This is a genomic window from Thermomicrobium roseum DSM 5159, from assembly GCF_000021685.1.
GTDB classification, from domain to species: Bacteria; Chloroflexota; Chloroflexia; order Thermomicrobiales; family Thermomicrobiaceae; genus Thermomicrobium; species Thermomicrobium roseum.
In genome coordinates, this window is sequence record NC_011959.1 from 1,313,109 (window position 1) to 1,338,265 (window position 25,157).

24 protein-coding genes are annotated in these 25,157 nt (G+C 64.9%); 13 read left to right on the forward strand and 11 right to left on the reverse strand.

Annotation, left to right across the window (positions count from 1 at the left end; translation table 11 throughout):
• Positions 1-125 precede the first annotated feature (125 nt).
• Positions 126-575, forward strand: a complete 450-nt coding sequence (locus TRD_RS06205; protein ID WP_052294070.1) for a MarR family winged helix-turn-helix transcriptional regulator — start codon at positions 126-128, stop codon at positions 573-575.
• On the opposite strand, the gene TRD_RS06210 is transcribed toward TRD_RS06205, so the two are convergent.
• Genes TRD_RS06210 through TRD_RS06235 form a run of 6 tightly spaced genes read right to left on the reverse strand, consistent with a single transcriptional unit; the run spans position 572 to position 5,588 of the window.
• Entirely contained in the window at positions 572-1,060 is a 489-nt protein-coding gene (locus TRD_RS06210; protein ID WP_081433432.1) for an MOSC domain-containing protein, read from the reverse strand. The genes TRD_RS06205 and TRD_RS06210 overlap by 4 nt on opposite strands.
• On the reverse strand, positions 1,060-2,544 hold the full coding sequence (locus TRD_RS06215; protein WP_015922272.1) for a gluconokinase: 1,485 nt from the start codon (positions 2,542-2,544) through the stop codon (positions 1,060-1,062). The genes TRD_RS06210 and TRD_RS06215 overlap by 1 nt, the downstream gene beginning before the upstream one ends.
• Positions 2,544-3,050, reverse strand: coding sequence for a 2-amino-4-hydroxy-6-hydroxymethyldihydropteridine diphosphokinase (gene folK / locus TRD_RS14980; protein ID WP_041436007.1), 507 nt, complete (start codon positions 3,048-3,050; stop codon positions 2,544-2,546). Before folK ends, TRD_RS06215 begins: the two co-directional genes overlap by 1 nt.
• A complete protein-coding gene (folP, locus tag TRD_RS14985) occupies positions 3,044-3,892 on the reverse strand; it encodes a dihydropteroate synthase (RefSeq protein ID WP_015922274.1) in 849 nt (282 codons plus the stop codon). The genes folK and folP overlap by 7 nt, the downstream gene beginning before the upstream one ends.
• Before the next feature lie 22 nt (positions 3,893-3,914).
• A complete protein-coding gene (folB, locus tag TRD_RS06230; RefSeq protein WP_015922275.1) occupies positions 3,915-4,286 on the reverse strand; it encodes a dihydroneopterin aldolase in 372 nt (123 codons plus the stop codon).
• On the reverse strand, positions 4,287-5,588 hold the full coding sequence (locus tag TRD_RS06235) for a DUF8173 domain-containing protein (RefSeq protein ID WP_015922276.1): 1,302 nt from the start codon (positions 5,586-5,588) through the stop codon (positions 4,287-4,289).
• 236 nt (positions 5,589-5,824) lie between these two features.
• On the opposite strand from TRD_RS06235, the gene TRD_RS06240 reads away from it, so the two are divergent.
• Entirely contained in the window at positions 5,825-7,435 is a 1,611-nt protein-coding gene (locus TRD_RS06240) for a bifunctional aminoglycoside phosphotransferase/ATP-binding protein (protein ID WP_015922278.1), read from the forward strand.
• On the opposite strand, the gene TRD_RS06245 is transcribed toward TRD_RS06240, so the two are convergent.
• A complete protein-coding gene (locus TRD_RS06245; RefSeq protein WP_015922279.1) occupies positions 7,432-8,412 on the reverse strand; it encodes a tyrosine-type recombinase/integrase in 981 nt (326 codons plus the stop codon). The two genes, TRD_RS06240 and TRD_RS06245, sit on opposite strands and share 4 nt — an antisense overlap.
• 491 nt (positions 8,413-8,903) lie before the next feature.
• Between TRD_RS06245 and ggt the strand changes: the two genes are divergently transcribed.
• The 6 genes from ggt (at position 8,904) to TRD_RS06275 (ending at position 14,130) form a co-directional block, all read left to right on the forward strand.
• Positions 8,904-10,604 (forward strand): gamma-glutamyltransferase, encoded by a 1,701-nt coding sequence (ggt, locus tag TRD_RS06250; protein WP_015922280.1) that lies wholly within the window; start codon positions 8,904-8,906, stop codon positions 10,602-10,604.
• 90 nt (positions 10,605-10,694) lie between these two features.
• Positions 10,695-11,540, forward strand: coding sequence for a sulfite exporter TauE/SafE family protein (locus TRD_RS06255; protein WP_015922281.1), 846 nt, complete (start codon positions 10,695-10,697; stop codon positions 11,538-11,540).
• 1 nt (position 11,541) lies between these two features.
• The gene (locus tag TRD_RS06260; protein ID WP_015922282.1) at positions 11,542-11,976 is read left to right on the forward strand and encodes a DUF1634 domain-containing protein; all 435 of its coding nucleotides are present in this window, start codon (positions 11,542-11,544) and stop codon (positions 11,974-11,976) included.
• Positions 11,973-12,473, forward strand: coding sequence for a DUF1634 domain-containing protein (locus TRD_RS06265; RefSeq protein ID WP_015922283.1), 501 nt, complete (start codon positions 11,973-11,975; stop codon positions 12,471-12,473). Before TRD_RS06260 ends, TRD_RS06265 begins: the two co-directional genes overlap by 4 nt.
• 1 nt (position 12,474) lies before the next feature.
• On the forward strand, positions 12,475-13,317 hold the full coding sequence (locus TRD_RS06270) for a sulfite exporter TauE/SafE family protein (protein ID WP_015922284.1): 843 nt from the start codon (positions 12,475-12,477) through the stop codon (positions 13,315-13,317).
• 90 nt (positions 13,318-13,407) lie between these two features.
• Entirely contained in the window at positions 13,408-14,130 is a 723-nt protein-coding gene (locus TRD_RS06275) for a cupredoxin domain-containing protein (protein ID WP_015922285.1), read from the forward strand.
• Here the strand turns inward: TRD_RS06275 and TRD_RS13635 are convergent.
• Positions 14,122-15,735, reverse strand: a complete 1,614-nt coding sequence (locus TRD_RS13635) for an LCP family protein (RefSeq protein WP_015922286.1) — start codon at positions 15,733-15,735, stop codon at positions 14,122-14,124. The genes TRD_RS06275 and TRD_RS13635 overlap by 9 nt on opposite strands.
• Positions 15,736-15,905: 170 nt before the next feature.
• Here TRD_RS13635 and TRD_RS14610 point away from each other — a divergent pair, with 170 nt between their 5' ends.
• On the forward strand, positions 15,906-16,727 hold the full coding sequence (locus TRD_RS14610; protein WP_015922287.1) for a c-type cytochrome: 822 nt from the start codon (positions 15,906-15,908) through the stop codon (positions 16,725-16,727).
• Between the two features lie 518 nt (positions 16,728-17,245).
• Here TRD_RS14610 and TRD_RS06290 read toward each other — a convergent pair.
• Both TRD_RS06290 and TRD_RS06295 read right to left on the reverse strand, forming a co-directional pair.
• Entirely contained in the window at positions 17,246-18,370 is a 1,125-nt protein-coding gene (locus tag TRD_RS06290; protein WP_143714652.1) for a pyridoxal-phosphate dependent enzyme, read from the reverse strand.
• A gap of 138 nt (positions 18,371-18,508) precedes the next feature.
• Positions 18,509-19,684, reverse strand: coding sequence for an acyl-CoA dehydrogenase family protein (locus TRD_RS06295; RefSeq protein WP_041436008.1), 1,176 nt, complete (start codon positions 19,682-19,684; stop codon positions 18,509-18,511).
• Between the two features lie 192 nt (positions 19,685-19,876).
• On the opposite strand from TRD_RS06295, the gene TRD_RS06300 reads away from it, so the two are divergent.
• The 4 genes from TRD_RS06300 to TRD_RS06315 all read left to right on the forward strand — a co-directional run bounded on the left by TRD_RS06300 (position 19,877) and on the right by TRD_RS06315 (position 23,732).
• Positions 19,877-20,407 carry a macro domain-containing protein gene (locus TRD_RS06300; RefSeq protein ID WP_015922290.1) on the forward strand — a complete coding sequence of 177 codons (531 nt, stop codon included), beginning with the start codon at positions 19,877-19,879 and terminating at the stop codon, positions 20,405-20,407.
• 93 nt (positions 20,408-20,500) lie between these two features.
• Entirely contained in the window at positions 20,501-21,562 is a 1,062-nt protein-coding gene (locus TRD_RS06305) for a tartrate dehydrogenase (RefSeq protein ID WP_015922291.1), read from the forward strand.
• Between the two features lie 10 nt (positions 21,563-21,572).
• Positions 21,573-22,772: an enolase C-terminal domain-like protein gene (locus TRD_RS06310; RefSeq protein WP_015922292.1), complete on the forward strand. Its 1,200-nt coding sequence runs from the start codon at positions 21,573-21,575 to the stop codon at positions 22,770-22,772.
• A 306-nt stretch (positions 22,773-23,078) separates the two neighbouring features.
• On the forward strand, positions 23,079-23,732 hold the full coding sequence (locus tag TRD_RS06315; protein WP_081433436.1) for a DedA family protein: 654 nt from the start codon (positions 23,079-23,081) through the stop codon (positions 23,730-23,732).
• 93 nt (positions 23,733-23,825) lie between these two features.
• Here the strand turns inward: TRD_RS06315 and TRD_RS13645 are convergent, their stop codons facing one another.
• On the reverse strand, positions 23,826-24,761 hold the full coding sequence (locus tag TRD_RS13645) for an LLM class flavin-dependent oxidoreductase (RefSeq protein ID WP_015922294.1): 936 nt from the start codon (positions 24,759-24,761) through the stop codon (positions 23,826-23,828).
• Positions 24,762-25,157: the final 396 nt, after the last annotated feature.

The window sequence follows — 25,157 nt, forward strand, 5'->3', positions numbered from 1 at the left end:
AATGAGTGCGATGATTACCGAGGTCGGATCACAAGCTGGGATAGAGGAGTATGGAAAAGAAAAACCCTTGCTCACCCATCCCCACGCGGACTCGACATCCTGCGGTCCGAGCATGGATCTATCTCATGCGAATCGCCTATCGTACCGAGCGCGAGTCGGCGACCCATGCCGCTGAGCACGGGCTCACCTTCGCCCAGCTCGACGTGATCTTCCATATCGGCAAGTGTCCTGGCATCACGCAGCAGGAACTGGCTGAACGCCTGCTGGTCACGCCGGGCAATGTGACCCAGCTCTTGCAGCGGATGGAGCGCATGGGCCTGATCCGTCGAGTTCCCGAGGGACGTGCCAAGCGCTTGTATCTGACGGAAAAGGGGCAGGAATACTGTGAGCTCCTCTTGCCGAAGCAGGAGCAGCTGCACATCCAGCAGTTCGCTGGGCTCACGCTCGAGGAGCAAGAGCAGTTGCTCCACTTGCTCATGAAGCTCGATCGTGCGCAGCGGAGGAAGGTGCGAGCGCTCCAAGCGGCCCGCAATCTCGCTCCATTCCCGGAAGCGTCCCGCGTCGCCAATAGCTAGCGAGTTCCGCGCTCGAGGACGACCAGGTCACCTGGACGTACCCGTCCCGGCTGTCGCACGATCGCACAGACGCCACGCCGTCCGTACAGCTCCTTGACGAGTTGTTCGTGATAGACGGCCACCGTACTGCATGGCTTGTTTTGTGCCGTGATCTCCAGCACCGCCGTGCCGACGCGGAGAACATCGCCTGGCACGAGGTCACTGAGATCACCTAATCCGACGACCGTGAGGTTCTCTCCGAGATGTCCCGGTTCGAGCTGGATGCCGAGCTGCTCATTGACGTCGTCCAACACTTCCTGTGCGACGATCGTGATCTGGCGTGTATTCGGTTCGGGATCGCCACGCTTCTTGTGGCGATTCACCGGCCCAGCATGGTAATCACCGACGACACCATACGGTCCGATTTCGATCTCGACTCGCCGGTACTTGGGCACCCCACCGTTCGGACTCGAGCAGACAGCTACGACTCGCCCCGTCCCCGTCATCACGACCCCTCCGCTTCCACCGCTCGTTCCAATCCTTCCGCCAACGCTCTCAGTTCCGCCCGGATCCGCCGATAACGGACGGTGACATCCGGCCGCGGAACGACTCGCGCCCACTCGGCGATCTCAGCACGTGCCAGGTTCTCCAATGGCTGATCTCCCACACGAGCGAGAGTGACCAAAGCGGCACCGCGGAGCGAGGCTTCGGGATCCGGTGCGACCAGCAACGTCTTCCCGAGCGCATCGGCAACGATCTGCAACCAGCCTGGTGTTCCCTGCAAAGCGTTCCCACTCGCAATGACCGTGCCGATTTCTGGCCGGATCGCCATCAGTGCATCCAAGACATCAGCCAGGCGACAGGCGACCGCCTCCAGCGCCGCACGCAGGATCACGACGCCATCATGCCCCAGCCGGAGACCAGTCAACGTCGCTACGGCATCCACCGGCCAGCGCAGGCTCCGCTCTCCAGCGATGGTCGGCAACCAGCGCACCCCTTCCGCGCCATCAGCGACCTTGCTGACGCGCTCCCAAAGCTCCTCTTCAGGGGGCAACGCGAAACGCTGCCGGATCCAGTCGATGAGATTGCCGCCTTCACTCAAGGCACCTCCGGCTAGCACATGGTCGCCATCCAAGCGATAGAGCCAGAGTCCCCGGGGAACGCTGACCGGCACCCCCTTCCACAGTACTCGCACCGCGGCCGAGGTTCCGATCATCACAGTGACCCGGTCGCCGCCGACCGCACCGCTCCCGACGTTACTGCACGCTCCGTCGCCCCACGCCGGGTACCACACGGCCGATGCCAACTTCGGCCAACGCTTCGTGTACCGTCCTCTGAGCTGCTGACCCACATCGGTCACCACCGGCAGCTGCTCTGTTTCGATCCCGATTACCCGGCAGGTTTCGGCGTCCCAGGCGAGCCGCCACGTATCGAACAGCCCTGTTCCGGAAGCCATCGAGATCGAGGTAACGAGGGCACCGGTCCACCGTCGGAAAAGATAATCAGGGAAGGAGCACCAGTACGTCGACGATCGCCATTCGGGTGAGCCGAGACTCCGGTACCAGGCGAGCCGAGCGACTGGATAACTGGGATGGAGGTAACCTCCAGTGCGTTGATGATGCGCCATCGCGTCAAAAGCGGAGCGCAAACGCGCAGCCACCTCACGGGCACGCGTATCGGCCCACATGGTCACCGGTGTCGTCGGCTCTCCCTGTCCATTCAGCCCGACCAGGCTATGCCAGAAACAGCTGATGCCGACCGCGCACACCGGTGCAGGCGCAGTCGCATGCACGCGATCGAGCAGCAACTCGATCCGTTCGCACAGCAGCTGCGGATCGAGTTCAGCACGCCCATCAGGCCCCGTCTCCAAACGATACGGTACGCGCTGCCCTGTTCCTTCGACCAGTCGACCAGTCCGGTCGAAAAGGCCGGCACGAACGGATGAACTCCCGATATCGAGAGCGAGGACGAATTCCTGCTGCCCCACCATCAACCCTCAGTGAGCCACTCCAGACCAGCGATCCGGCGGATCCCGCTCGACCAGTCCTCGAGTCGATCGAGCAGCTCGCGTATCGTCTTCCCCGATCGCGGATGGACGAGATTCGGTGCGACCTCGGCCAGCGGCACCAGGACGAACGCCCGGTCGTGCATGCGCGGATGCGGGACCACCAGTTGCGGCGTCTCGATGACGTCTTCACCGTACAGCAAGAGATCCAGGTCCAACGTCCGCGGTGCATTCGGAAACGATCGCTCGCGACCAGCTCGTCGTTCGAGTGCGGACAGAACCTGCATCAGCGACATCGGATCGCTGTTCGTCTCCAGGAGGACGACCGCATTCAGGAACCAGGGCTGTTCCCGAAAGCCAACCGGCTCTGTCTCGTAAAGGGATGAGACGCTCAGCCGCTCCCCGACCGCATCGAGCCCGCGGACCGCGTCGCGCAGCAGCTTGCGCCGGTCACCCAGGTTGCTGCCCAAGCCGATTGCAACGATCACCACGTTCCACGCACCACTGCATCGCTCATCCGTACAACCCGTACCATCGCCGCAACATCGTGCACGCGGACGATATCGGCCCCGTTCGCGATCGCGAGTGCGACCGTCGCCGCAGTCCCCTCGAGCCGATCCTCTGGTGGCGTTCCCAAAACATACCCGATCGTGCGCTTGCGCGATGTCCCGACCAGGAGCGGTCGCCCCAGCACGGTCACCTCGCGGAGACGACGGAGCAGCAACAGATTGAGTTCCGGTTCCTTGCCGAAACCGAATCCTGGATCGATGATGATCCGCTCCCATTTCACGCCCGCAGCCAAGGCACGATCGATCCGCTGCCCCAGTTCCCGCACCAGTCGCGGGATCAGTTCCTCGGGACGACGGATTTCCCGGTCATGCATGATGACGACCGGAACCCCTGCCTGAGCCGCCAGTGAAGCCATCGCTGGATCACCAGTCAAACCCCGTACGTCGTTGATCATCGTCGCACCCGCAGCCAGAGCCGCCTCGGCGACCACCGCCTTGGAGGTGTCGATCGAGATCGGGATGTCCGGCAGCGCAGCGCGGATCGCCCGAATCGCTGGGATGACCCGCCGCAGCTCTTCCTCGGCTGGAACGGGCGTGTGGCCCGGGCGCGTCGATTCACCACCGACATCGAGGATGTCGGCTCCCGCTTCCACCATCGCGCGGGCACGCTCCACGACCTCTTCCAGCCGATCGACGAGCCCATCACCACTGAACGAATCGGGCGTCACATTGATGATCCCCATCACGAAGGTGCGGCGCCCCCATGGCCAACGATCGAAAGGTGGAGAGTCCACACGTGGTACCTCGACTGCAGCACTCGACACGGTGTTCCCTCCTGCATCCGCGTCACGCATCCCGTACCCGACGAATTTCGACCCCGACTCGCTCGAGATGCGCCCCCGCGATCGGTGGTGCCAGCTTCCAGACCCGCACCGTCACCGCCTGGACGAGCGGATAGTCCGCGAGAATCGTCCGAGCGATCGCCTCAGCGACCGCCTCGATGAGCTGACGCGGCTCCCCCTCGACGATCGCTCGGACGGTATGGTACAGCGTGCCGTAGTTCACTGTGGCCTCGAGCGTATCGCTCCTCCCCGCCGGAACGAGATCCAGCTCCACTTCGAGATCGACGACGAAACGCTGACCGAGACGTCGCTCTTCGGGATGCACGCCGTGATAGGCATAGAACTCCATGCCGCGGAGGAGAAGGCGATCGCTCATTCAGCGCTCCTCATTCGGTCGCTCCGAGGAGTCCTCGGACGCGGGGCTCGGTGTACCCTCACCAGTCAGGAGACGTGACTCCGCCTGTTCCAGCGGCTGTGGCGCCGTCAGCGTTGGGCTGGTCGCGCTGATCGGGGCCGGCAGTCCCCAGCCGGAAAATGCTGTCCAGGCCATTCCGAGTCCGAGGACACCGATAACGAGACTCCACCAGAACGTCCAACCGAAGGGAAGCGGCAGCATACGGAAGAGAAGGATAGCCGTCGTCCCGACCAGCATGCTGAGCCACAAGGTAAGGCGACGATCTCCCCGGAAGGATCGAACCGGCAACAGACGCACCAGCGCGATCCCCACCAACACTTGGCTCAAATACAGAACAGCCAGCCAGGTCCCCAACAGGAGAAGTGCAGCCGGAATCCCGATGATCGTCACCAGCAAAAGGAGCGTAGCGATCGGCACCACGACCAGCGCAGCGATTCCCCAGAGGACCGTGGGCAGGGGAGCGACACGCAGCATATCCGTCGCGCGGGACGTCTGCTGCGGGAGCAGGAGGATGAGCAGCGTTCCAGCGACGATCGCCCAGCTCAACCGGAGCAACACGGTCATCACCCAGTCGATCGCCCGATCGAGAGCCGTTTTCGGTTCTCGCCCTGTGGCCGCCGGCCGGGGCGTATGCTCCTGCGGGCCGAGTACTCGCGCGCCCGCCGCAATGGTCGCGGGTTGTGGTGCCCGATAGCGGAGCGCTCCCCGCACCTCGGCACCATCGCGGATCTCGATGCGTTCGGCATCGACGTCGATATCCCCGTTCACTCGTCCCCCCACGATCAGCGTCCCGACCGATCCGCGAATGTCCCCATCGACCCGACCGTCGATCGTGATCGTTCCCGCACCGATCGCGGCGACGTCATGCCCGACGGTCGCCGATCGAGCGACGGACACGCTCCCTGCCCCGAGGATCGCCAGGTCCCACCCGATCGGAGCAGTCACCTCGACCGTTCCGCCAGCGACCCGGAGGCTCCCCGCGATCGGCCCATCGACGCGGATCGTGCCGGCTGCGAGCGTCGCATCGCCCCCCACTCGGCCGCTCACCACGACGCTCGAGGCTGCTGCGAAGACATCGCGGGTCACCTCACCAGCGATGTCGACCGTGCTTCCCGCCGCGTAGAGATCGTCGTCGATCCGCTCTCCCTGGGACACGGTCACCGCCGGCCCTGCCGACAGTTCCGCCGCCATCGCGGCAGGAGGGGCTACGAGCAGCAAGAACCCGCCGAGAGCGAGCAGAATGGCGAGGAATCGCACACGCATCGCCTACCTCCCCTCTCCGCACGACTGGACCGACGATACCAAATCGCGCCGTTGGAGGATGTCACGTGCGTGAAAGGCGAGCACCAGTGCTTCTTTTTGGTCCTTGCCGAAACGACGACCTGGGGCTCGTCCGCCCCGTGCGACCATCACCCTCGCTCACCTTAGAATCGCGCCTCCTTGCCACGGCTCGCTCGATCAGCTACGGTTGCCTCGAGAGCGTGGAGGAAGGGTGATCGGTGTACGAGGACGAACTGCGCGTTCACCGCGCTTGGCTTCTCAGCGAACTCAGTCGCCCTGACGCGTATCCGTTCCCCATCGAGCGCGTCGAGGTCGAGGAAACGCACATCTCGCTCGTGTTTCTCGCCGGCCCCTATGCCTACAAAGTCAAGAAGCCAGTCAATTTCGGCTTCCTGGACTTCACCACGCTCGAGCGGCGGCGGTTCTTTTGCGAGCAGGAAGTCCTTCTCAACCAGCGGCTGAGCGACGGAGTCTACCTCGGCGTGGTTCCGATTGCACGTCTGGGGTCCCACCTGCATGTCGAGGGGGAGGGTGAGGTCGTCGAGTACGCGGTCAAGATGCGCCGGCTGGACTTCGAGCAGACGCTCCTCCGGCTCCTCCAGCGGAACGCCGTCTCGCCCGAACTCGTGGCCGCGCTGGCGGAACGACTCGCTGCCTTCTATCGCGATGCCGCTCGCGGCCCGGAAATCGACCGTTGGGGAACACCGGAAGCAGTCTGGTTCAACATCCGCGAGAACCTGGAACAGACCGAGCCCTACATCGGGATCGTCCTGGCACCGATCCAACACCACTGGATCGCGACGAGCAGCGAGCGTTTTCTCCGCGAGCGACTCGATCTCTTCCAACGCCGGATCACCGAGGGTCGGATCGTCGAAGGACATGGGGACCTTCACCTCGCCCACGTCTTCGTCGAGGCAGAAAACCCGTACCGATTCCAGATCGTCGACTGTATCGAGTTCAATCCGCGACTCCGCTGCGGCGATGTCGCCGTCGATCTTGCCTTTCTCAGCATGGACTTCGATCATCACGGGCAGAGCGAGAAAGGTCGATGGCTCGTCCTCCGTGCGAGTGATGCGCTCGATGACCCGGAACTGCCCCTACTCGTCCACTACTACAGCGTCTATCGAGCGCACGTGCGGGCCAAAGTGAACTGCTTCCGCCTCGACGAGCTCGCGCCGGAAAGCGACGAGTACGCCGCAGTGCGCACCCACGCCGAGCGATACATCGATCTGGCTACGTCATACCTCGTGCAGCCGAGCGAACCGCTTTTGATTTTGGTCGGGGGCTTGTCCGGTACGGGAAAGAGCGCGCTCGCTCGGCGGCTGAGTCGTTGTCTCGGCATCATCGTCTACTCGTCCGATGTCGTCCGCAAGCAGCTCGCGGGGATACCGCTGGAGCGCCGACAAGAGCTTCCCTACGGGGCGGAGATCTACGGGCCTGAGTTGACGCGCGCGACCTACGAGTATCTTTTGGCCCAGGCCAGCCAGGAACTGGCGAGCGGCCGGTCGGTTGTGCTCGATGCGACCTTCCTCGACACGCACTGGCGCGAGCACGCCGTTGTGGTCGCGGTGGAGCACGGCGCGACACCGATCCTCATCGAGTGCCGCTGTCCAGCCGAGGTGGTCGAAGAGCGATTGCGCTACCGTGCACAGGAACCTGGGCAGGTGAGCGAGGCGACCTGGGCGATCTACCTCGAGCAACGTACACGGTATGGTGAGCGGATGGAACCGATCCCCGGGCTACGCCATCTCGTCGTCGACAATGCGCAGCCCTTGCCGATGGCCTTGGATGTCGTCCTCGCTCAGCTCCCGCTCCGCGAACGCCTTTAGCGAGCGTTCCGCTCGCTCGTCACCCCGCGGGGCTCGATCGGCGGAGCCGCCAAGCGGAGATAGCGTTGCACGCTCAGCCGGTTCCGTGCATCGTCCGCTAGCCCGAGAAGTTCCAGGAGCTCGTCCTCGGTGGCACCACGTTTGGCTTGCTCGACCGCGAAGGTGTGGCGCAGCGTCTGGGGTGTCACCAGCTTCTCGATCCCGGCTGCCTTCGCCACTCGCTCAACCATCTTGTTGAGCGACTGTGGCAGGATCGGCACGAGCCGGTCCTGTGGGCCTTCTTCCTCCACTAGCTGGTGGTAGATCTCGGTCAGCTCCCGGTTGGCTGCCAGCTTGCGCTCGCGCAGTCGGCGCTTCGGTTGCTCAGCGAAGACATAGACGATCGGGTGTTCGGGATCGCTCCAGTCGATGTGGGCAGCGCGGAGCGCGATCACCTCGTGACGGGAGAGGCCGAGTCGCAGCATCAGCCAGATCGCGAGGTGCGTTCGTGGTCCTTCGGCAGCAGCAGCCTCGAGCAAGCGCGCCTGTTCGTCGGCAAACAACGGTTGCGGTGTCTTGAGCGGGATACGATCCGAGTAGAACGCAGCAGTCGGATCGATCTCGACCACTTTGGCACGAGTGATCAAGAATTTGTAAAACGTCGAGAGCGTCGTCAATCGCCGCTTGCGCGTCGACCGTCCGCGGCTCTCGTTCAGAAAAGTCGCCACATCTCGCTCGTCGATCTCCCGGATCGGCTTCGGGCCGACGAGCGATTCGAAGACCGCCAGATCATAGCTGTACGATTTGACCGTATTGGGAGGATGACCGGACTGCTCGAGATACCGGCGAAACCAGAAGCGCGCCACGTCGAGCGAAGAATCGGGTGTCAAGACTGGCAGGAACCCGACCGCTCCCCGCAGCTTGCCATCGCTTCCCAGTTCGAAGAGCGGCGGTTGCATGACCGGTAGCCGCTGCCCCTCCTGGTCTCGGCTCGCCATGGCACCCCCAGGCGCACAAATGTTCTGCCACTTGCAGCGTACCCCGGTCGCTCGCGGCTGTCAAGGAAGCGCGCACGACATGCTCCGATAGAACCCGCTCGTGGCACGCAGTACCCTGTGTGAGGAGCGCCGAACAGAAAGGACAGACCACCGCATTCGGCCGAGCGAGTTCCGGGCGTATCCCCCAGTAGCCTGCTATCCAGCCGAGCGCAGTCTCGATTCGTCCCGCGCCGCGACCGACCTCGTCGGCAACGGAGCCATGGAGCCCGACACCTGCAAGCGATTCGACTTGTTCCACCATGCAGCGATGACACGATTGCGGTCGTCTCACCGAACAATGCAAGGCGAGAACGCATCCGGGAAGACTCGCGCGTTATCTCCTTCCCGCCTCACCCAGCAACGCAGGGAACGAACGCTGGTGCGTCCCTTGCCGCTCAGCAGATGCAGCAGTAGTCTGGTCAGGATTCGTCACTTGGCGGATGGAGGGGGACATGAGCCGGAGCGAGTGGATCATCGATCGACAGGAAGCGCTCGGTACGCGAGGGATGGTGGCGGCCAAGCACGAAATCGCGGCGGAAGTGGGAGCGAGCGTGCTCGAGGACGGGGGAAATGCGATCGACGCTGCGGTCGCAACCGCTTTCGCGGTCGGCGTTGTCGAGCCGTTCATGAGCGGGATCGGTGGCGGTGGGCTGATGCTCGTCCACTCGGCAGCAACAGGCGACACGATCGCTCTCGACTTCGGGATGTGCGCACCGCTAGCTGCGCACCCCGACCTCTATACCCTGCTACCGGGCACGAGCGCGACACGTTTCGGCTGGCGAGCGGTCGAAGGCGATGCGAATGTACACGGCCCCTTGGCGATCGCGGTTCCCGGCACTGTCGCCGGTCTCGCCGCTGCGGCCGAACGCTGGGGGACGCGCCCGCTCGCGGAACTCCTCCAGCCTGCAATCCGCCTGGCCCGCGAAGGTTTCCCGGTGAGCTGGCATACGAGCTTGGAGATGGCCCAGGATGCCGAACTCCTGGCACGGTACCCCAGTACACGAGCGATCTTCACGCGGAATGGCTTACCGCTCCCGGTGTTCACTGGGCTCCAGCCGACCATGCTGCGCCAGCCGGACCTCGCTCGCTCGCTGGAAGCGATCGCTCGTCGCGGTGCCGAGACGTTCTATCGAGGTGAACTCGGCAAGACACTGATCGAGGGTCTGCGCAGTCTCGGAGCGATCCTCACGGAGGAGGATCTCGCACGCTACCGCGTGCGCATCGCTGCGCCACTCTGGGGTCGCTATCGCGCCTGTCGGGTCGCGACGGCACCTGCTCCGAGCGGTGGCCCGACTCTCCTCGAGTCCCTGCACATCATGGACTGCTTCGACCTCCGCGCCAGTGGGCACAATACTGACCGAACACTTCACATACTCATCGAGGCGTTCCGACAAGCTTTCGTGGATCGTTTCACCTACCTCGCGGACCCCGATTTCGTCCCGGTACCGGTCGATGCGCTCACCGACCCATCCTATGCTCGCGAGCGAGCACAGGAGATCGGTGAGGACGCCCGCACCAGGATCGAGCCGGGGCAGCCATCCCGGCTCGGAATCGAACAGGTCTTTGAGCGGTCGCTCCCCAACTACGGTGCAGGCTCGACCACACACATTTGCGTGGTCGACCGATGGGGCAATGCCGTCACGCTGACACAGACGCTGCTCTCGGCCTGGGGGTCACGCATCGTCGCACCGGGAACGGGCATTTTGATGAACAACGGGATGTTCTGGTTCGATCCGGAGCCGGGTCGTGCCAACTCGATCGCGCCCGGCAAGCGCCCGCTCGCCAACATGACGCCGACGCTGGTGTTCACCGGTGGCCAGTTCCTGCTCGCGCTCGGTGCGATGGGTGGTCGGCGCATCATCAACGCGATCGCCCAGATCATCAGCAACGTGGTCGATCACCGCATGGGAATCCAGGCCGCTATCTCTGCACCGCGCGTCGATTGCAGCGTGCAACCAACAGCCGTTAGCAGCCGGATCCCGGAAGCGGTGATCGCCCGACTGCGCGAACGAGGCCACACGCTCCAGGTCGTCCGAGAAGACTTCGCGGACGTGCCATTCGCCAGCCCGGTCGGTATTCTGCGCGACGACGAAGGCATGCTGCATGGCGGTGCCAATCCCTACTATCCCGCCATGGTTCTCGGCCTGGATTGAGCAAGCTGTACTGGCCGAACAGCCAGATCGAGCACCACCGAAGCCGGCGAAGAAGGGCAGCGAACCTCGGTACGGTGATCGGAGGAAACGATGGCCGGAATCGAGCTCTTCGCGTTGATTCTCTTCTTCGTCTCCTTTTTTGCTGGCTTGCTCGGCTCACTCATCGGCTTAGGGGGCGGGATCCTCGTCGTACCGGTCCTGACTCTCGTCTTCGGTCTCGACATCCATTTGGCCATCGGCGCGAGCATTGTCTCCATCATCGCCACCTCGAGCGGAGCCGCAGCTGCCTACGTCCGTGACCATTTGACCAATGTGCGAGCCGCTATCCTCCTCGAGTTGGCGACGAGCACCGGTGCTGTGCTGGGTGCGCTCCTCGCACCCTTCCTACCGAGTCGCGCGCTGTACTTTCTCTTCGCAGGATTCCTTCTTCTGTCGCTCGGCCCCATGGCACGCCGACTCGGCGAAGAAGTACCTTCCCAGGTCCGACCGGACTGGTTCGCGCGGCGGCTCCACCTCGGCGGAGCGTACCCGGATCGCGCGCTCGGCCGCGTGGTAACGTACGAGGTGACCCGCGTACCAGTCGGCTTCGCGATGATGTTCATCGCCGGCCTCGCGTCTGCGCTGCTCGGCCTCGGTGCCGGAGCACTCAAAGTTCTGGCCATGGACTGGGGCATGCGGATGCCGATGAAAGTCTCGACCGCGACCAGCAACTTCATGATCGGTGTGACCGCGGCGGCCAGTGCTGGGGTCTATTTCTGGCGCGGCGACGTCGTCCCGATCATCGCGACCCCGGTGATGCTCGGCGTGCTCGCTGGATCGCTGGTCGGAGCGCAACTCTTGCTCCGCTTGACCAACCGACGCGTTCGGCAACTCTTCATACCCATTCTGCTCATCATCGCTGTGCAGATGCTGTTACGCGGAATCGGAGTGTGGTGACATGGCACACGACGAGACAGCAGCTCAGGCATCATCGTCGATTCGACCTGATTCGACTCGAGAACGCATCGATCTTCTCGTCAGCCGCGTCTTGCGTTGGGGTGTGCTTTGCGCTGCCGCGATCGGTGCTGCCGGCTTCTTGCTCTTCGTTCTCCGCGGTCCTCAGCCTGGCGACCCACAGTCGCTCCACGAACTCCTCAGCTTACGTTCGGAAACATTCGCGACCACCCTTCCCGCGATGGTTCGCGGCATCTCGACCGCTCGACCGGACGACGTCATGCGGTTGGGGATCCTCGTCTTGATCCTCACCCCGCTCCTGCGGGTCGCGCTCATGCTGGTACTCTTCGTCTTGGAGCGGGACTTTGTTTTCGTCGCCATTTCCGCGATCGTCTTCGCAATCTTGCTTCTCGGACTCACTGGCAGCATCGGTCGATGAATGAGGGTGTCTCTCGGCGAGCGATCGCTCGTGCATTTTGTGTTACGATCGCACGCCGGGAGGCGTTCGGACTGCTCGCGGAGCACTCGGTGGCCCGGCAAGAAGCCTCGACGAGACGAACGAGCGACGACACGACTCGTTGCGACGAGGAAGCGTTGGGACACTTGTCCGATCGACTGGCTCGCCTCTATCGGTTCTGGCTTGCGATCGTGCTCGTTGTCCTCGCCGTCGGCACCGCCCTCGACTTGATCGAGGATCGCCAGTTGGAAACCCAAACGGTCCCGCTTTCCGGACTGGTTTCACGTTTGACAGCTGGCGATCCAGCGGCGCTCGAAACTGCAGCGCTCCTCGTCGTAACCCTGGGGCCGGTTGCCGGCCTTGTCCTGATCATCGCCAGCTGCGCCCGTTCTGGTGATCGGCGGACCGCGTTGTTGGCGCTCACGGTCCTCGTGGTGGTTGCCGCCCTCCCGGTCGCCCGCTCGTTCGCTGGACGGTGACATGAGTCACCTGGCTGAACTCGCCGTTTTGATCGTCGCTGCGTTGTCGGGAACACTGGGCGCGATGGTCGGGCTCGGCGGCGGCGTTTTCATGGTACCGATCTTTTCAGCCTTTCTGGGTGTCCCCATCAAGACAGCGATCGCTGCCAGCGCACTGGCCGTGATCGTGAACTCGCTCGGTGGTGCATCCGTATACCTGAAACACCGCATGGTCAATATCCGGTTAGCACTCGTCTTACTGATCGCCACCACGCTCGGGGCGATCGCTGGCGCCGTGCTGGTCTCGATCGCGCCGGTCGATGTCCTACGACTCGTCTTTGCTCTCGCGCTGTACGGGATGATCGCGCTCCTCAGCTCGCGACGCGCCAGCAGTGACCCGATCACGAGTGGTGCCGATCGCCTATCTCTTGGCGGAGCGTTCTACGACCCGGCTGCCGGTACCGTGGTGCGTTACATCCCACAGCGTGTCGCATTGGGTACCGCAGCGAGCACTTTCGCTGGCTTCCTCTCAGGCCTTCTCGGAGTGGGCGGCGGCTTCATGCAAGTTCCACTGATGAACACGCTCATGCGTGTTCCCGTCAAGGCAGCCGCCGCGACCAGTGCGTATATGATCGGGGTAACGGTGGTCGGAAGCGTGTTGCTCTACTATGCTAACGACCTTCTCGTTCCGCAGGTCGCAGTCCCCGCAGTGATCGGCGTCTTCCTCGGATCGCAGATCGGCTCGCGGTTGGGACGGCACGTCCGCGGCTTGTGGCTCCGGCGCATCCTCATCCTGATCTTGCTCTATCTCGCGACGACGCTTCTCCTCCAGGCACTCGGTGTGACGGTGCCGGGCGCTCGCTGAACCATCTCACCGACAATCCACCCGGGCTTCTCCAACGTATCGTCCACGGAACACGGTCATGCCCATCTCCGACGCAAGAGGAGGTGCTCCGTGGGACGCTTCACCCGGCAACAGACGTTCCTGCTCGCGTTGCTGTTCACCCTCGGCTTGCTCGTCGTACCGCGATCCGTCGCGTGGGCACTCGACGCGCCAGCACGAGATCGCTCGTTCCTGGCAACGGCACCGGACACGAGCGTGGCGATCACGCTCACTGAGTTCACCATCACCCCAGCATCGATCACAGTGCCACTCGGAGAGCCTGTCACGTTCGTCGTGACCAACGCTGGTGGAGCACAACACAATCTGGTGGTGGAACTGGAATCCCGCGGGATCGAACAGCGGTTGTTCGCGACGAATCTCTTGCCTGGCGAGACGCGACGGGTCACGTTCACCTTCGATGCGTCAGGTAACTGGGAAATGTACTGCCCGGTCGGCAACCATCGGGCACTCGGGATGCAGGGGACGATCCGCGTCACCCCGCGAGCGACACCGACCCCTGAACCGACAGTTCTCCCTGTCACACCCGAACCGACCCCGCTCACGACTCCAGAACCTCTTCCGATCCCGACTCCCACGCTCGTGCCGCCCCCGACACCCCGCACCGTACCGAGCCCGACGCCGCCGGCACAGCTGGCTCCGCCGACCGGACGGCCGCCGGATCACCACAGCGAAGGCCCCTCTGTACTGCTCGGTCTCTCGCTCCTGCTCGCAGGCCTGGCCGGCCTCCTCGTCATCCGACGACACAGCACGCGCCGGGGGGCGCCATCAGGGTGACCAGGAACAGCTACTCGCCAGACGCGTCTCCGGTTCCGGTTCGCCCGACCCAGCGAGCGCGTCCTCGATCGCATCTCGAATCCGGTCACGGTCCGGAATCGGGTACCCACCGGGTGCCCAACCAGCGACATACCGTGGAGGAGTGAAGCCGAGCGTCACGATCGCCTCGGCGCGTACACCGAGTGCCATCTGGACGAGCTGGGGCAATGCCTCGCGGGGAATATCGGTGCGCACAGCCCCTTCGACCGCGGCGAGCAGCTGCGGTAACCGAAACAGCACCGTCGGCCAGTCTGCTTGGCGCCAGAGCGCGCCGAGCAAGCAGCGCTGGCGTTGCATCCGGTCGTAGTCGCTCGTCCCCGTGCGCGAGCGTGCGTAGGCGAGCGCTTCATGTCCATCGAGATGCTGCCGGCCGGCCGGGATCTCGTAGTACACCCAGTCTTCACCGGGCAGGGGTGGCGACAGCCACGTCGAGACCGGCTGTGGGACGTCGATGGTCACGCCTCCCAGCGCGTCCACCACGCGCACGAAGCCACCCATGTCCACCACCACACTGTAGTCGATCGGCATGCCGATCAGCTGCTCCAGGGAGCGCGCGAGTGCAGCCGCGCCCGGATCGACGGCGTTCGGGAACCGCTCGGCTCGCTGCAACCCGAGCGTATACAGCGCGTTGGCCAATCCTGGCCAAGAGCCGTCCGGATACAGGTCCGCCAGTTCTCGCGGAATGGGGAGTCCGACCAGATTGCGAGGCACCCCGAACAGCCCGCCGCGCCCGGACTCCACATCGAGGGCAGCGATGACGATCGTGTCAGCGCGAGCGCTCCATCGCCCCGGCCCGGCATCCGTACCGACCAGGAGCACGACGATCCGACTATCGGCGAGGGCAGGTTCGATCGCGGCGGCAGCCCGCTGCAGAACCGGTACCGTTGGAGAAGCCTCCGCTCGCGGTGTGGACGCGATCCGCTGCGCCGGGGGTAGCTCGCGGACTGGCGGTAGCAGCACCGTACGACTGGAAACCGGACTCAGCGTGGACACCACCGAGGTCGCTCGTGCCGGGGCGAGCGTCGAGTTCCGCGGACCAGCTGGCAACGCATCGATGGGTAAAGGCTGGATCGAGCTTTCGGCTGCAGCGGGGAACGTCGTATCGAGGAAGCGTGACCAGCGGGTGAGCACCAAGCCGACCGCAGCGTGCGGCGTGACCACCGACCCCACGAGCAGCGCTGCGAGGACCAAGTACGGTCCGCGTTTCCCCGCACAGCTTCGACTCCGCCCAGCGAGGGCGATGCGCACGAGGTCGAGCAGTGCGACAGCCCGGTAGCTGCCCAGAACGATGTTCCCGATCATCAAGCCGCGCAGAACGCTCGGGCGCAGCAACCAGGTGACTCCCCAACCGGGAAGCTGGCTCGCCTGCCAGAGCAGAAAACCGAGCGCGAGCGCGGGCGGGACGCCGAGGGCGAGCCCGCGCCACGGGCGCCCGGCGATCCAATGACCTGCTCCCGGCCAGAGAACCGAGGTGATGAACGCGATCGCGGCGCGCCAGCCAGCCAATGCCCGGATAGCGCTCGTTCGCGGTGGTCGACGCTCCAGGTCAGCATCACTGAGCGGCATGCCGACACCCCGCTCGGGCAGTCACGCTGGATTGTCCGATGATACCGCACCGAGGACGGTGACGCCCCACACGGTATTCGCCGGTGCTCGATGCCGGTTTACCCAGCGTTTACCGACCGCTGGCTATGCTTGTCGCGAGCAGTCACCGCGGGTGAAGATGGAGCCGTACGGTGGACCAGGTCGGAAGCAGAGAGACACAGCGAACGATTCGCCGAGCTTGGGCCGGCCGCATCGCCTGGTTCTTCGCCGGGATGATGGCGACGCTTCTGCTCCTCGGCATCGCGGGATGGGTACTCGCGCCACGGTTGTTCGCTCATCGGAGCGATCTTCCCGGCGAGCGTCGCCTGGCACGGGCGCTCGTCGAGGCCGCGGCCGCCCGAGGGGCACAGGCCATCCCGACTCGCCCCCCGCTGGGGGCCCGGGCGGTCGAGACTGGGCGGATCGTCTACCTCGGTGCCTGTTCGCAGTGCCACGGTGCCGACGCGGACGGGAAAGGGTGGCTCGGTACGCTCTCGTATCCCGAAGCAAGCGCCCTGAACGACGCCGACACCCAGGCACGGAGCGATACCGAACTGTACTGGATCATCGCGAACGGTCTCAGCTTCACCGGCATGCCGGGCTTCCAGGATCGCCTCAGCGAGGAGCAGATCTGGGCCGTCGTTGCCTATCTCCGCAGCTTGGGGTCTGGTTCGAGCGGCGCGCTTCCCGCCGTCCCACAACCGTCGAGTGACGACCTGACGAAGGCAGATCCTGCCGGCGGCGCGGTGGCACGGGGGGCGGCTCTCTACATCGCGCTCGGCTGCAGCAACTGCCATGGCGCAGGAGGCAATGCAGCGGGCCGGCTTCAGCTCCGGGCAACAGATCGACGCGCCGTCCGCGCCATCCGCGAGGGTACCGACGAGGGTATGCCCGCCTATCCGGAGAGCCTGCTGTCCGAACCCGACCTTCAGGCCGTGCTGGCGTATATCCGGACCTTCCGCAGCGGCTCGTGACCGCACGCTCCAGGCAGCAGCCGTCCGTCGCGACCGATCGACCTCGTCGCACTGCTGGGCGCGCGATGCACCAGTGATCGGTCCGGTACGACTGTCTCCTCAGCGCATCGGGCACCGCGGACAGGCGATCGAACGACGGCGACGCTCGCCGAAAACGTCCTGCTTTCCCCCTTGACAACGGAGCACGAATGTGGTGTACTAGAGGTGCGGTTCCGAGGAGTCGGTAACGACCCGCTCGGAGGCACCCAGCGAAAGCTGGGTGACCGTTCCGGACAACCGGATCGGACGATGTCACGCACGGGTCTGGAACGTGCGAGACGATCGCCGAATCCGGCGCCGAGTGAGGGGGTGAAACCTCGACACGGCTGACGGAGCGAGCGGGAACCGGGTGGCTCGTCGGAACCGCGTTTTTTGTCTCTCACCGCTGAGCCGTACGGTCTCATTCGGGCTGACGATCCGCGACGAGTTTCTCCATCTTCCCCGGGATCACGCGCCGGAGGGGTCTCCTGGAACAGTTCTCATGACGTTTCTAAAAGCTGCTCTATCACGCTGCTCGCTTTGAGCCCGCTGCCGGTCAGCAGGATGACGACCGGGCCAAGGGGTTCCCACCCGCGCCGGACTGCCCGGCGGAAGGCGGCAGCACCGAGCGCAGCAGTCGGCTCGACATACAGGCCGCGTCGCCACAGCTGGCGCGTCGTGTCGATCAGTTCCGCTTCCGCGATCGCCTCCGGCCAGCCACCGCTCTCCTCGAGCATGGTCAGCAGGAACGACCCGCGTGGTGGTGCCGCGATCCGCGCCCCTTCAGCGATCGTCGGGCCAGCGTGTACCGCTTCCAGCCGACGCCCCGGCTGCGTCCAGGCGCGGGCGAGCGGCGCGCACGCCTCCGGTTGCGCTGCCACGAGCAGCGGTCCGCGCGCGCCGAGCGCACGCCCCGCCAGCGCCGCACCGGCGAGCATGCTCCCGCCTCCCACTGGGAGGAAACAGGCAGCCGGCCAGCGGTATCCGAGTTGTTCCCAGACCTCCAGGAGCCACGTCTTCGTCCCCTCGACGAAGAGCGGATGCCAGTTGTGACTGGCGTAGGCCACTCCTGGCTGCTCGGCTGCCTGCTGGGCAGCACGAGCCACCGCCTCGCGCGAGCCCTCGACGAGCGCTACCTTCGCACCGTAGGCACGCGCCTGGGCGAGCTTGGCTGGCGAGGTACCGGCCGGTGCGAAGACGAGTGCTTCCAGGCCATGCAGCGCTGCATAGGCTGCGAAGGCGGCCGCGGCATTGCCTGACGAATCGACCGCGAGTGCCCGCACTCCAGCAGCTGCCAAAGCCGCCACAAGCAAGCTGGCTCCCCGATCCTTGAAGGATCCGGTCGGGAGCAGGAAGTCCAACTTGAAGAGAACTGGTCGTCCCTCCAACTCTCCCGCGACTAACGGTGTCATCCCCTCACCGAGCGACCGCACTGGTCGCGGAACCGGAAGGCACGCGGCATAACGCCAGAGTGTCGGATCGTCTCGCCGGATGGCTCGTCGCTCCATCCGGACTTCCGACTGCAGCAGGAGGAGTCCCCCGCACGCCGGGCAGCGCCACAACGTCACGACGAGTGAACTGCTCCAGCCGCAGTCGTGACAGCGCAACATCCACTCCTCAGACATCGTCTTTCCCCCGCATGGGTTAGTCGGTCACTGCTCCTCCCGGCAGCAAGCTGTGCCGATCGAAATGGTGTCTTCATACTTGCGCTGCGGGCAACCTACCGATCACGAGCGATCAGGCGCCGCGGGCGACTGCTCCGCTCACTCGAGGGGTTCTTCTCCTGGACGCCGATCCTTCCCGCGAGACCGGCGAACGAGTTCGCGCACGATGATATTGCGTTGAATCTCGCTGGTCCCCTCGTAGATTTGCAAGAGCTTGGCATCGCGGAACAGTTTCTCGACCGGGTAGTCAGGACTGTAACCGTTTCCACCGAACACCTGTACCGCTTCGGTCGCCGCCCACATCGCGCTATCGGCAGCGAACGCCTTGGCGACGGCAGCTGCCATCGTGTTGTCCTCCCCCTGATCCGCCAGCCAGGCAGCCAGATAGGTCAGCTGCCGCGCAGCCTCCAAACGAATCTGCATGTCGGCTAACTTGTGGCCGATGGCCTGGTGGCGGATGATCGGTTGTCCCATCGTGCGCCGCTGCTGTGCATAAGCCAGCGACTCGTCGAGGCAGCGTCGAATGATCCCTGCACCGAACGCTGCGACCATAGGGCGCGTTCGGCGCAGCGTCTGCATCGCGATCGCGAACCCTTCACCTTCGCGACCGATCCGTTGGTTGGCTGGGACAACGACGTCGTGGAACTCGATTTCCCCATTGGAGATCGCCCGCTGCCCCAGCTTGCGGAGTGGTCGCGTGACGATGCCTGTCGACTCGCGCTCCACGACGAAGACGCTGATGCCGTTGTGCCCGGCTTGCGGATCGGTCTTCGCGAAAACCACGAAGAAACTCGCGATTGGTGCATTGCCGATCCACCGCTTGTGACCATTGAGGACATACACATCACCGCATCGCTCTGCGCGGGTAGCGAGCGCTGCGACATCGGAACCCGCGTCCGGCTCGGTCAAGGCGAAGCTCGCATACTCACCCGCCGCCAAGCGCGGGAGCCATCGTCGCTTCTGTTCCTCGCTTCCCGCGATGACGATCGGCTCGCCTGCCAGGCAACTCGAGCAGGCTGCAGCGGTGAATCCGGCACATGCCCAGGCCAGTTGCTCAGCGACGAGGACGAGTTCCAACACGCCAAGGCCGCGCCCGCCGTACTCACGCGGAATCGTGATTTCGGTCAACCCCTCAGCGCGAGCGCGCACGATCAACTCGTGCGGATGTCGCTCCTCCTGGTCGTAATAGGTTGCTACTGGCTTCACGACCGTTTCCGCGAATCGCCGGGCTCGCTCCTGGAGTTCACGCTGCTCAGCCGTGAGAGAGAAGTCCACGCTCGCCTCCCTGCTCGCCAACATCGCTCCACCACCGGTGTATTCAGGCATGAACCGAGGATCTTGTCCAGAGGTCCCGTTACCGCGGTTGGTACAGCCCCGAGGCAGCTCAGGCGTCCCACTCTACCCAGCAAACAGGATAGGATACGAGCGACGTCCGACTCGACTCGTTTTCGACCAGGAGGTGGCGGCATGGCGGGACCGCTTCTCGAGGTCCAGGTTGGCGACATCACGGCAGTCGATACGGAAGCGATCGTGAACGCGGCGAATTCTCAGCTATGGATGGGCAGCGGCGTTGCCGGTGCGATCAAGCGGGCGGGCGGCGAGGAGATCGAGCGCGAAGCAGTCGCCCAAGGGCCGATCTCGGTCGGGGAAGCCGTCGTGACCACGGCGGGACGGCTCCCCTTTGCAGCAGTCATCCATGCTGCCGCGATGGGTTACGACGAACGCGGCGCCATGATCCCCGCCACCTCAGAGACCGTCTACGCTGCCACCCGCGCCGCGCTCGAGCGGTGCGCCGAGCGTCCCTTGCGCTCCGTCGCCTTCCCGGCACTCGGAACAGGTGTGGGTGGCCTCGATCTCGTCACCTGCGCGGCAGCGATGGTCCGTGCCGTCCGCGACCATGCTGCGAGCGGAGCAGCCTTGCCGGAGCGGGTCGTCTTCGTCGTCCGCAGCGAGGAAGCAGCCGACGCGTTCCTCCGCGCGATCGCGAGCCCGAGCTGAAACCTTTGCGTTCCCGATCGACCCGGCAATGGGTATGATGCAGCCGACGAGGACCACGCGGCTCGAGGGATCGTGTGCGAAAGAGGAGGCCGTATGCAACAGTTTCGCATCGCGGTGATTCCGGGTGACGGCGTCGGCAAGGAGGTCATTCCGGTCGGTCAGCGCGTCCTGGAAGCTGCCGTTGCGCAGGAGGCCCAACTCGACTGGCACCTCTTCCCGTGGGGATCCGACTTTTACCGACAGACGGGCGCACTCATGCCTCCGGACGGTGTCGAGCAGCTCCGGCGCTTCGACGCCATCTACTTCGGAGCGGTCGGCGACCCTCCCCATGTTCCCGACCATGTGACGCTGTGGGGGCTCTTGCTCCCGATCCGCAAGCAACTCGATCTCTTCGTCAACGTCCGGCCGATTCGCCTGTTCCCGGGTATCCGCGGCCCACTGCGGGACAAGGGTCCCGAAGACATCGATATGATTTTTGTCCGAGAGAACACTGAGGGTGAGTATGCTGGAGTCGGCGGTCGCGTCCACGTTGGCACACCGCACGAGGTTGCGCTGGAAACCAGTGTCTTTTCGCGCTTCAACGTGGAGCGCGTGGTCCGGTTCGCATTCGAGTTAGCGCGTTCGCGGCGCAAGCACCTGACGAGCATCACGAAGAGCAACGCGCAGCGCTTCGGCATGGTTCTCTGGGACGAGATCGTCCAGGAAGTCGCCCGCGACTATCCCGATGTCACAGTCACCTCGCTGCTCGTCGACGCCGCGGCCGCACTCATGGTCCGCGCGCCGGAACGCTTCGACGTTGCCGTGGGGAGCAATCTCTTCGCCGACATCCTCACCGATCTCGGTGCTGCCTTGATGGGGAGCCTTGGCCTCGCACCGAGCGCGAACCTCGCTGCCGCGCCGGGGGTGCCCTCGCTCTTCGAACCGGTGCACGGCAGCGCCCCCGACATCGCCGGCCGTGGGATCGCCAACCCGATCGGCACCGTGTGGGCCGGTGCGATGATGCTCGAGCACCTTGGACTGACCGATGCTGCTCGACGCATCCTCCGCGCGATCGAGCGGCTCACCAACGAGGGGAAGGTGCTCACTCCCGATCTCGGAGGCACCGCCACGACCGAGCAGGTCGGAAAGCGGATCATCGAGCTCCTCGATGCATAGGAGCACCGGCATGCGGATCACTGCTGTTCGCCTGCGCGAAGTCACTGGCACGTTCCCGTACACCGGGCCGTTCTGGGAGGAACGACTGAGTCGCCCGCTCGATATTTACCCGGAGCACCGCGCCGATCCGCGCGAGTGGTGGCTTCCCGAACAAGAGGGTCCCGGCCCCTACCGGCTCCGCCAGATCTTTCTCGAGATCGAGAGCGACGAGGGGGTCACCGGTCTCGCCGGCCCACTCACCCGCGATGTCGCACGCGTCATCGGTATCCAGTTGCGCCCTCGTCTGCGCGGCGCCGACCCGCTCGCGATCGAGCGCATCTGGGACGAGCTCTATCGCTGGCAGGTGCACGGCCGGAAGGGCGTCGTCATGATGGCGATCTCAGCCATCGACTGTGCCCTGTGGGATCTGCGCGGTCGCTGGAACGGTGATCCCGTGCATCGGCTACTCGGTGGTCCCGTGCGGACCGAGTTGCCCGTCTATGCAAGTACGCTCGGGTACTCGCTGGAACTCGAGCGAGCCACCGCGCTCGCGCGCCAGCTCGTCGCTCAGGGGTTTCGCGCCCAGAAGTGGTTTCCTCGCTGGCCGTCCAGCGACCCACGGACACGACTGCGGCAAACGGTCGCGCTCTTTGCCGCACTACGCGCCGCCGTCGGCGATGACGTCGAACTCATGCTCGACGCGTGGATGAGCTGGGACTGGCCGTTCGCCGTGGCCGCGATTCAGGAACTCGCGCCACTGCGGCTCCGCTGGATCGAGGAGCCGTTTCTGCCGGACCAACTCGAGGCCTACGCGGCGCTGCGCGCCCGGAGTTCGATCCCCATCGCTGGCGGCGAGCACGAGTACACGCGCTGGGGATTCCTTCCCTGGCTGATGCGAGGCGCTCTCGACGTCCTGCAACCGGACATTTACTGGGCAGGTGGCATCAGCGAGACGATCAAGATCGCAGCGCTCGCCTCCACCTACGGTATCCCGCTGATCCCCCACGGGCACTCGGTTCCAGCCACCGTCCAGCTCCTCGCTGCGCTTCCCGAACCGGTCGCGCCGTGGGTCGAGTATCTCCTCAAGTGGAACGAACTCCTTCAGTTCTTCTTCCGCGAGCCGGTGCAACCGGTCAACGGCATCATCCGTGTCCCGACCCAGCCCGGTATGGGCGTGGAACTCGATCCCGCCAAGATCGAGGAGGAGCGCGAACTCGACTGGGAAGAATGACGTCGTCCACCGTATTGACTTCCTCGGCTGAGAGGCCTCGAAGCTCGCGGCATGGCCGTCTCGCCCGAGCAGAGCGCACCGTCTGGCAGCGGCTGCCGTTCACCGTGTCGCGGTGCCCGTGCGACTCGCTCGCCCCCGAACATCCGTGCAGGAGGCGAGGGATCGGTCGCGAGCGAGCCGCTGCGAGAAGCAGAAGATGCAGCGGAGCAGGCTGTTCCTTATCCTTGTCGAAGGGCCGCCCGGAGGACTGATCCGAGCGGAACGGTCAGTCTGTCGAGCCCGCGCCGGGAAGGAGCACTGGCGAGCGTGCAACAGTGGGTCACCGAGACGTTGGTCGCGCTGGGCTATCTCGGTCTCTTTCTGCTCCTCATCGCTGAGACGATCTTCCCGCCGATCCCGTCCGAAGTGGTGTTGCCGCTCGCTGGGTTCCTCGCTGGCCGGGGATTTCTCGATGTCCGCCTCGCTATCGTCGTCGCGACGCTCGGCTCCTACACCGCGGCCACTCTCCTCTACACGGTCGGACGGTTCGGCGGCCGGAGCGCGCTTCTCCGTTTCGGAGCATGGCTGCACCTCGATCCCGCGACGGTCGCCTCGGCCGATCGCTGGTTCCTCCGCTGGGGATCGCTCGTCGTGCTCTGGGGTCGGCTCGTACCGGTGGCCCGCAGCGTCGTGTCCGTCCCGGCCGGTACCTTCCGCATGCCCTTCTGGCGTTTCAGTGCGCTGACGATCGTCGGGAGCGGTGCGTGGAACACGGCCCTGATCGGGAGCGGCTGGCTGCTGGGTGAAAACTGGGAACTCGTTGCCGCATGGGTCGACCGCTACACGACGGCAGTCGTCGTGCTGGCAGCACTCGGGCTCGCCGCGCTCGGCGTGCTGGCGATCCGGCGACGTTCCCGCTGGCTCCCACGCCTCCTGCGTCAGCAGGCACCGTCGTCGCACCGTCACGAGAATCGGCGATAGGATAATCGACCCGTCGGGCGGACGTACGAGCACGACCGCGCGGTCACCGGTCAGCTGGCACACCAGGTGAGCAGGCGCACTAGTCCGGGCGATTCACTCAGCGCGATCGAGCACTTCCAAAACACGACCCAGCTGCTCCAGCCCCTCCAGCGTATTCGGCTCGATCCGCAGCTGCAGATGTTGGATCCCCGCACGAGCGTACGCCCGAAACTCCTCGGCGATCTCCTCCGGCGTCCCGCGCACCGGATCAGCGACCACACCATAGATACGCCCGTGGCCGGGAAAGGCGACCAACGCTGAGGCCGAGAGCGTCACGCTCGACCAGTCCCGCCCGACATCCCGACAGGCCGCTCGAAACGCCTCGATCTGCGGCCCGAGCCCGCTCGCTCGGTTTCCGGTGAAGTCGTAGTAGGTATTCCAGATATCGGCATATTGGGCAGCCAGCCGGAGAACCCGCGGACCGTTCCCGCCGACCAGGATGGGCGGCCCCTGCGAGCGTGGGCCGCGCGGTCGCAGCAAGCAATCGCGCACTGTGTAGAATTCACCCGCGTAGTCGATCCAACCGTTGCGCAGTAGACCGTGGACGATCGCCAGCGCTTCGGCGAACCGACTGACACGTCGCTCCCAGGGAAAACCGAAGCGGCGAAATTCCTGCTCCGTGTTCCCGGCTCCCAACCCGAGGATCAATCGCCCTCCCGAAATCTCGTTGACCGTTTCCGCCATCTTGGCGATCAGTGCCGGATTGCGCCAGTTGGTACAGAGAACGAGCGTTCCCAGCGTGATCCGCTTCGTGACCGCGGCGAAGGCGGAAAGGAGCGACCAGCATTCCCAGATCCCTTCTGGTTCACCGTCCGGTGTGCGGTAAAGAAGATGATCCACGACCCAGAGCGAGTCGAGCCCGATCTCCTCGGCGAGGCGTGCCATCGCCTCGAGATCGCTCCAGCGCGGAAGACGCCCATTCCAGCGATACTCCCCTTGGGGGACCAGAATGCCGATCCGCAGCGGTCGGTTGCGCATCGCACTGGTCATTCGCCATCCCTCCTCGCACTCGGCCACGCTCCATCCGAGATCGTTTTTCGCGCGTTCGCGGGCAGAGCGCAACCAGACAGGCAAGAAAGGGCCCGCTGCGGTCTCGCAGTGGCTCCGCACCGAGTGCTCACGGTCAGCAGTCGCGCCCGCAGCGACGAGCGCGCCTCCGACGATGCTGGTAGACGATGCCGTTCGTGCCACACCAGGCAGCCCACGACCGAGCGGCCCGTACGAGCGATCAGGCTCGATTCCCAGCGGGGACCGAGCAGATCGCCCATGGGTCGCACGGACCGGCTCGCCAACGCCGGTGCTCTGCCGAGGAGCGACCGCTTGCTCGGCAACGCGCGGGGTCGGCTGCAGACGCGTCGCGACCGGACTCGCTCGAAACGAGTCCCC

Excerpts from the sequence above, each read along its gene's own strand:
- TRD_RS06205 (WP_052294070.1), top strand. The coding sequence starts at position 126 with ATGCGAATCGCCTATCGTACCGAGCGCGAGTCGGCGACCCATGCCGCT.
- TRD_RS06210 (WP_081433432.1), bottom strand. The coding sequence starts at position 1,060 with ATGACGGGGACGGGGCGAGTCGTAGCTGTCTGCTCGAGTCCGAACGGT.
- TRD_RS06215 (WP_015922272.1), bottom strand. The coding sequence starts at position 2,544 with ATGGTGGGGCAGCAGGAATTCGTCCTCGCTCTCGATATCGGGAGTTCA.
- folB (WP_015922275.1), bottom strand. The coding sequence starts at position 4,286 with ATGAGCGATCGCCTTCTCCTCCGCGGCATGGAGTTCTATGCCTATCAC.
- TRD_RS06235 (WP_015922276.1), bottom strand. The coding sequence starts at position 5,588 with ATGCGTGTGCGATTCCTCGCCATTCTGCTCGCTCTCGGCGGGTTCTTG.
- TRD_RS06245 (WP_015922279.1), bottom strand. The coding sequence starts at position 8,412 with ATGGCGAGCCGAGACCAGGAGGGGCAGCGGCTACCGGTCATGCAACCG.
- ggt (WP_015922280.1), top strand. The coding sequence starts at position 8,904 with ATGAGCCGGAGCGAGTGGATCATCGATCGACAGGAAGCGCTCGGTACG.
- TRD_RS06255 (WP_015922281.1), top strand. The coding sequence starts at position 10,695 with ATGGCCGGAATCGAGCTCTTCGCGTTGATTCTCTTCTTCGTCTCCTTT.
- TRD_RS06260 (WP_015922282.1), top strand. The coding sequence starts at position 11,542 with ATGGCACACGACGAGACAGCAGCTCAGGCATCATCGTCGATTCGACCT.
- TRD_RS06265 (WP_015922283.1), top strand. The coding sequence starts at position 11,973 with ATGAATGAGGGTGTCTCTCGGCGAGCGATCGCTCGTGCATTTTGTGTT.
- TRD_RS06270 (WP_015922284.1), top strand. The coding sequence starts at position 12,475 with ATGAGTCACCTGGCTGAACTCGCCGTTTTGATCGTCGCTGCGTTGTCG.
- TRD_RS13635 (WP_015922286.1), bottom strand. The coding sequence starts at position 15,735 with ATGCCGCTCAGTGATGCTGACCTGGAGCGTCGACCACCGCGAACGAGC.
- TRD_RS06290 (WP_143714652.1), bottom strand. The coding sequence starts at position 18,370 with ATGTCTGAGGAGTGGATGTTGCGCTGTCACGACTGCGGCTGGAGCAGT.
- TRD_RS06300 (WP_015922290.1), top strand. The coding sequence starts at position 19,877 with ATGGCGGGACCGCTTCTCGAGGTCCAGGTTGGCGACATCACGGCAGTC.
- TRD_RS06305 (WP_015922291.1), top strand. The coding sequence starts at position 20,501 with ATGCAACAGTTTCGCATCGCGGTGATTCCGGGTGACGGCGTCGGCAAG.
- TRD_RS06310 (WP_015922292.1), top strand. The coding sequence starts at position 21,573 with ATGCGGATCACTGCTGTTCGCCTGCGCGAAGTCACTGGCACGTTCCCG.
- TRD_RS13645 (WP_015922294.1), bottom strand. The coding sequence starts at position 24,761 with ATGACCAGTGCGATGCGCAACCGACCGCTGCGGATCGGCATTCTGGTC.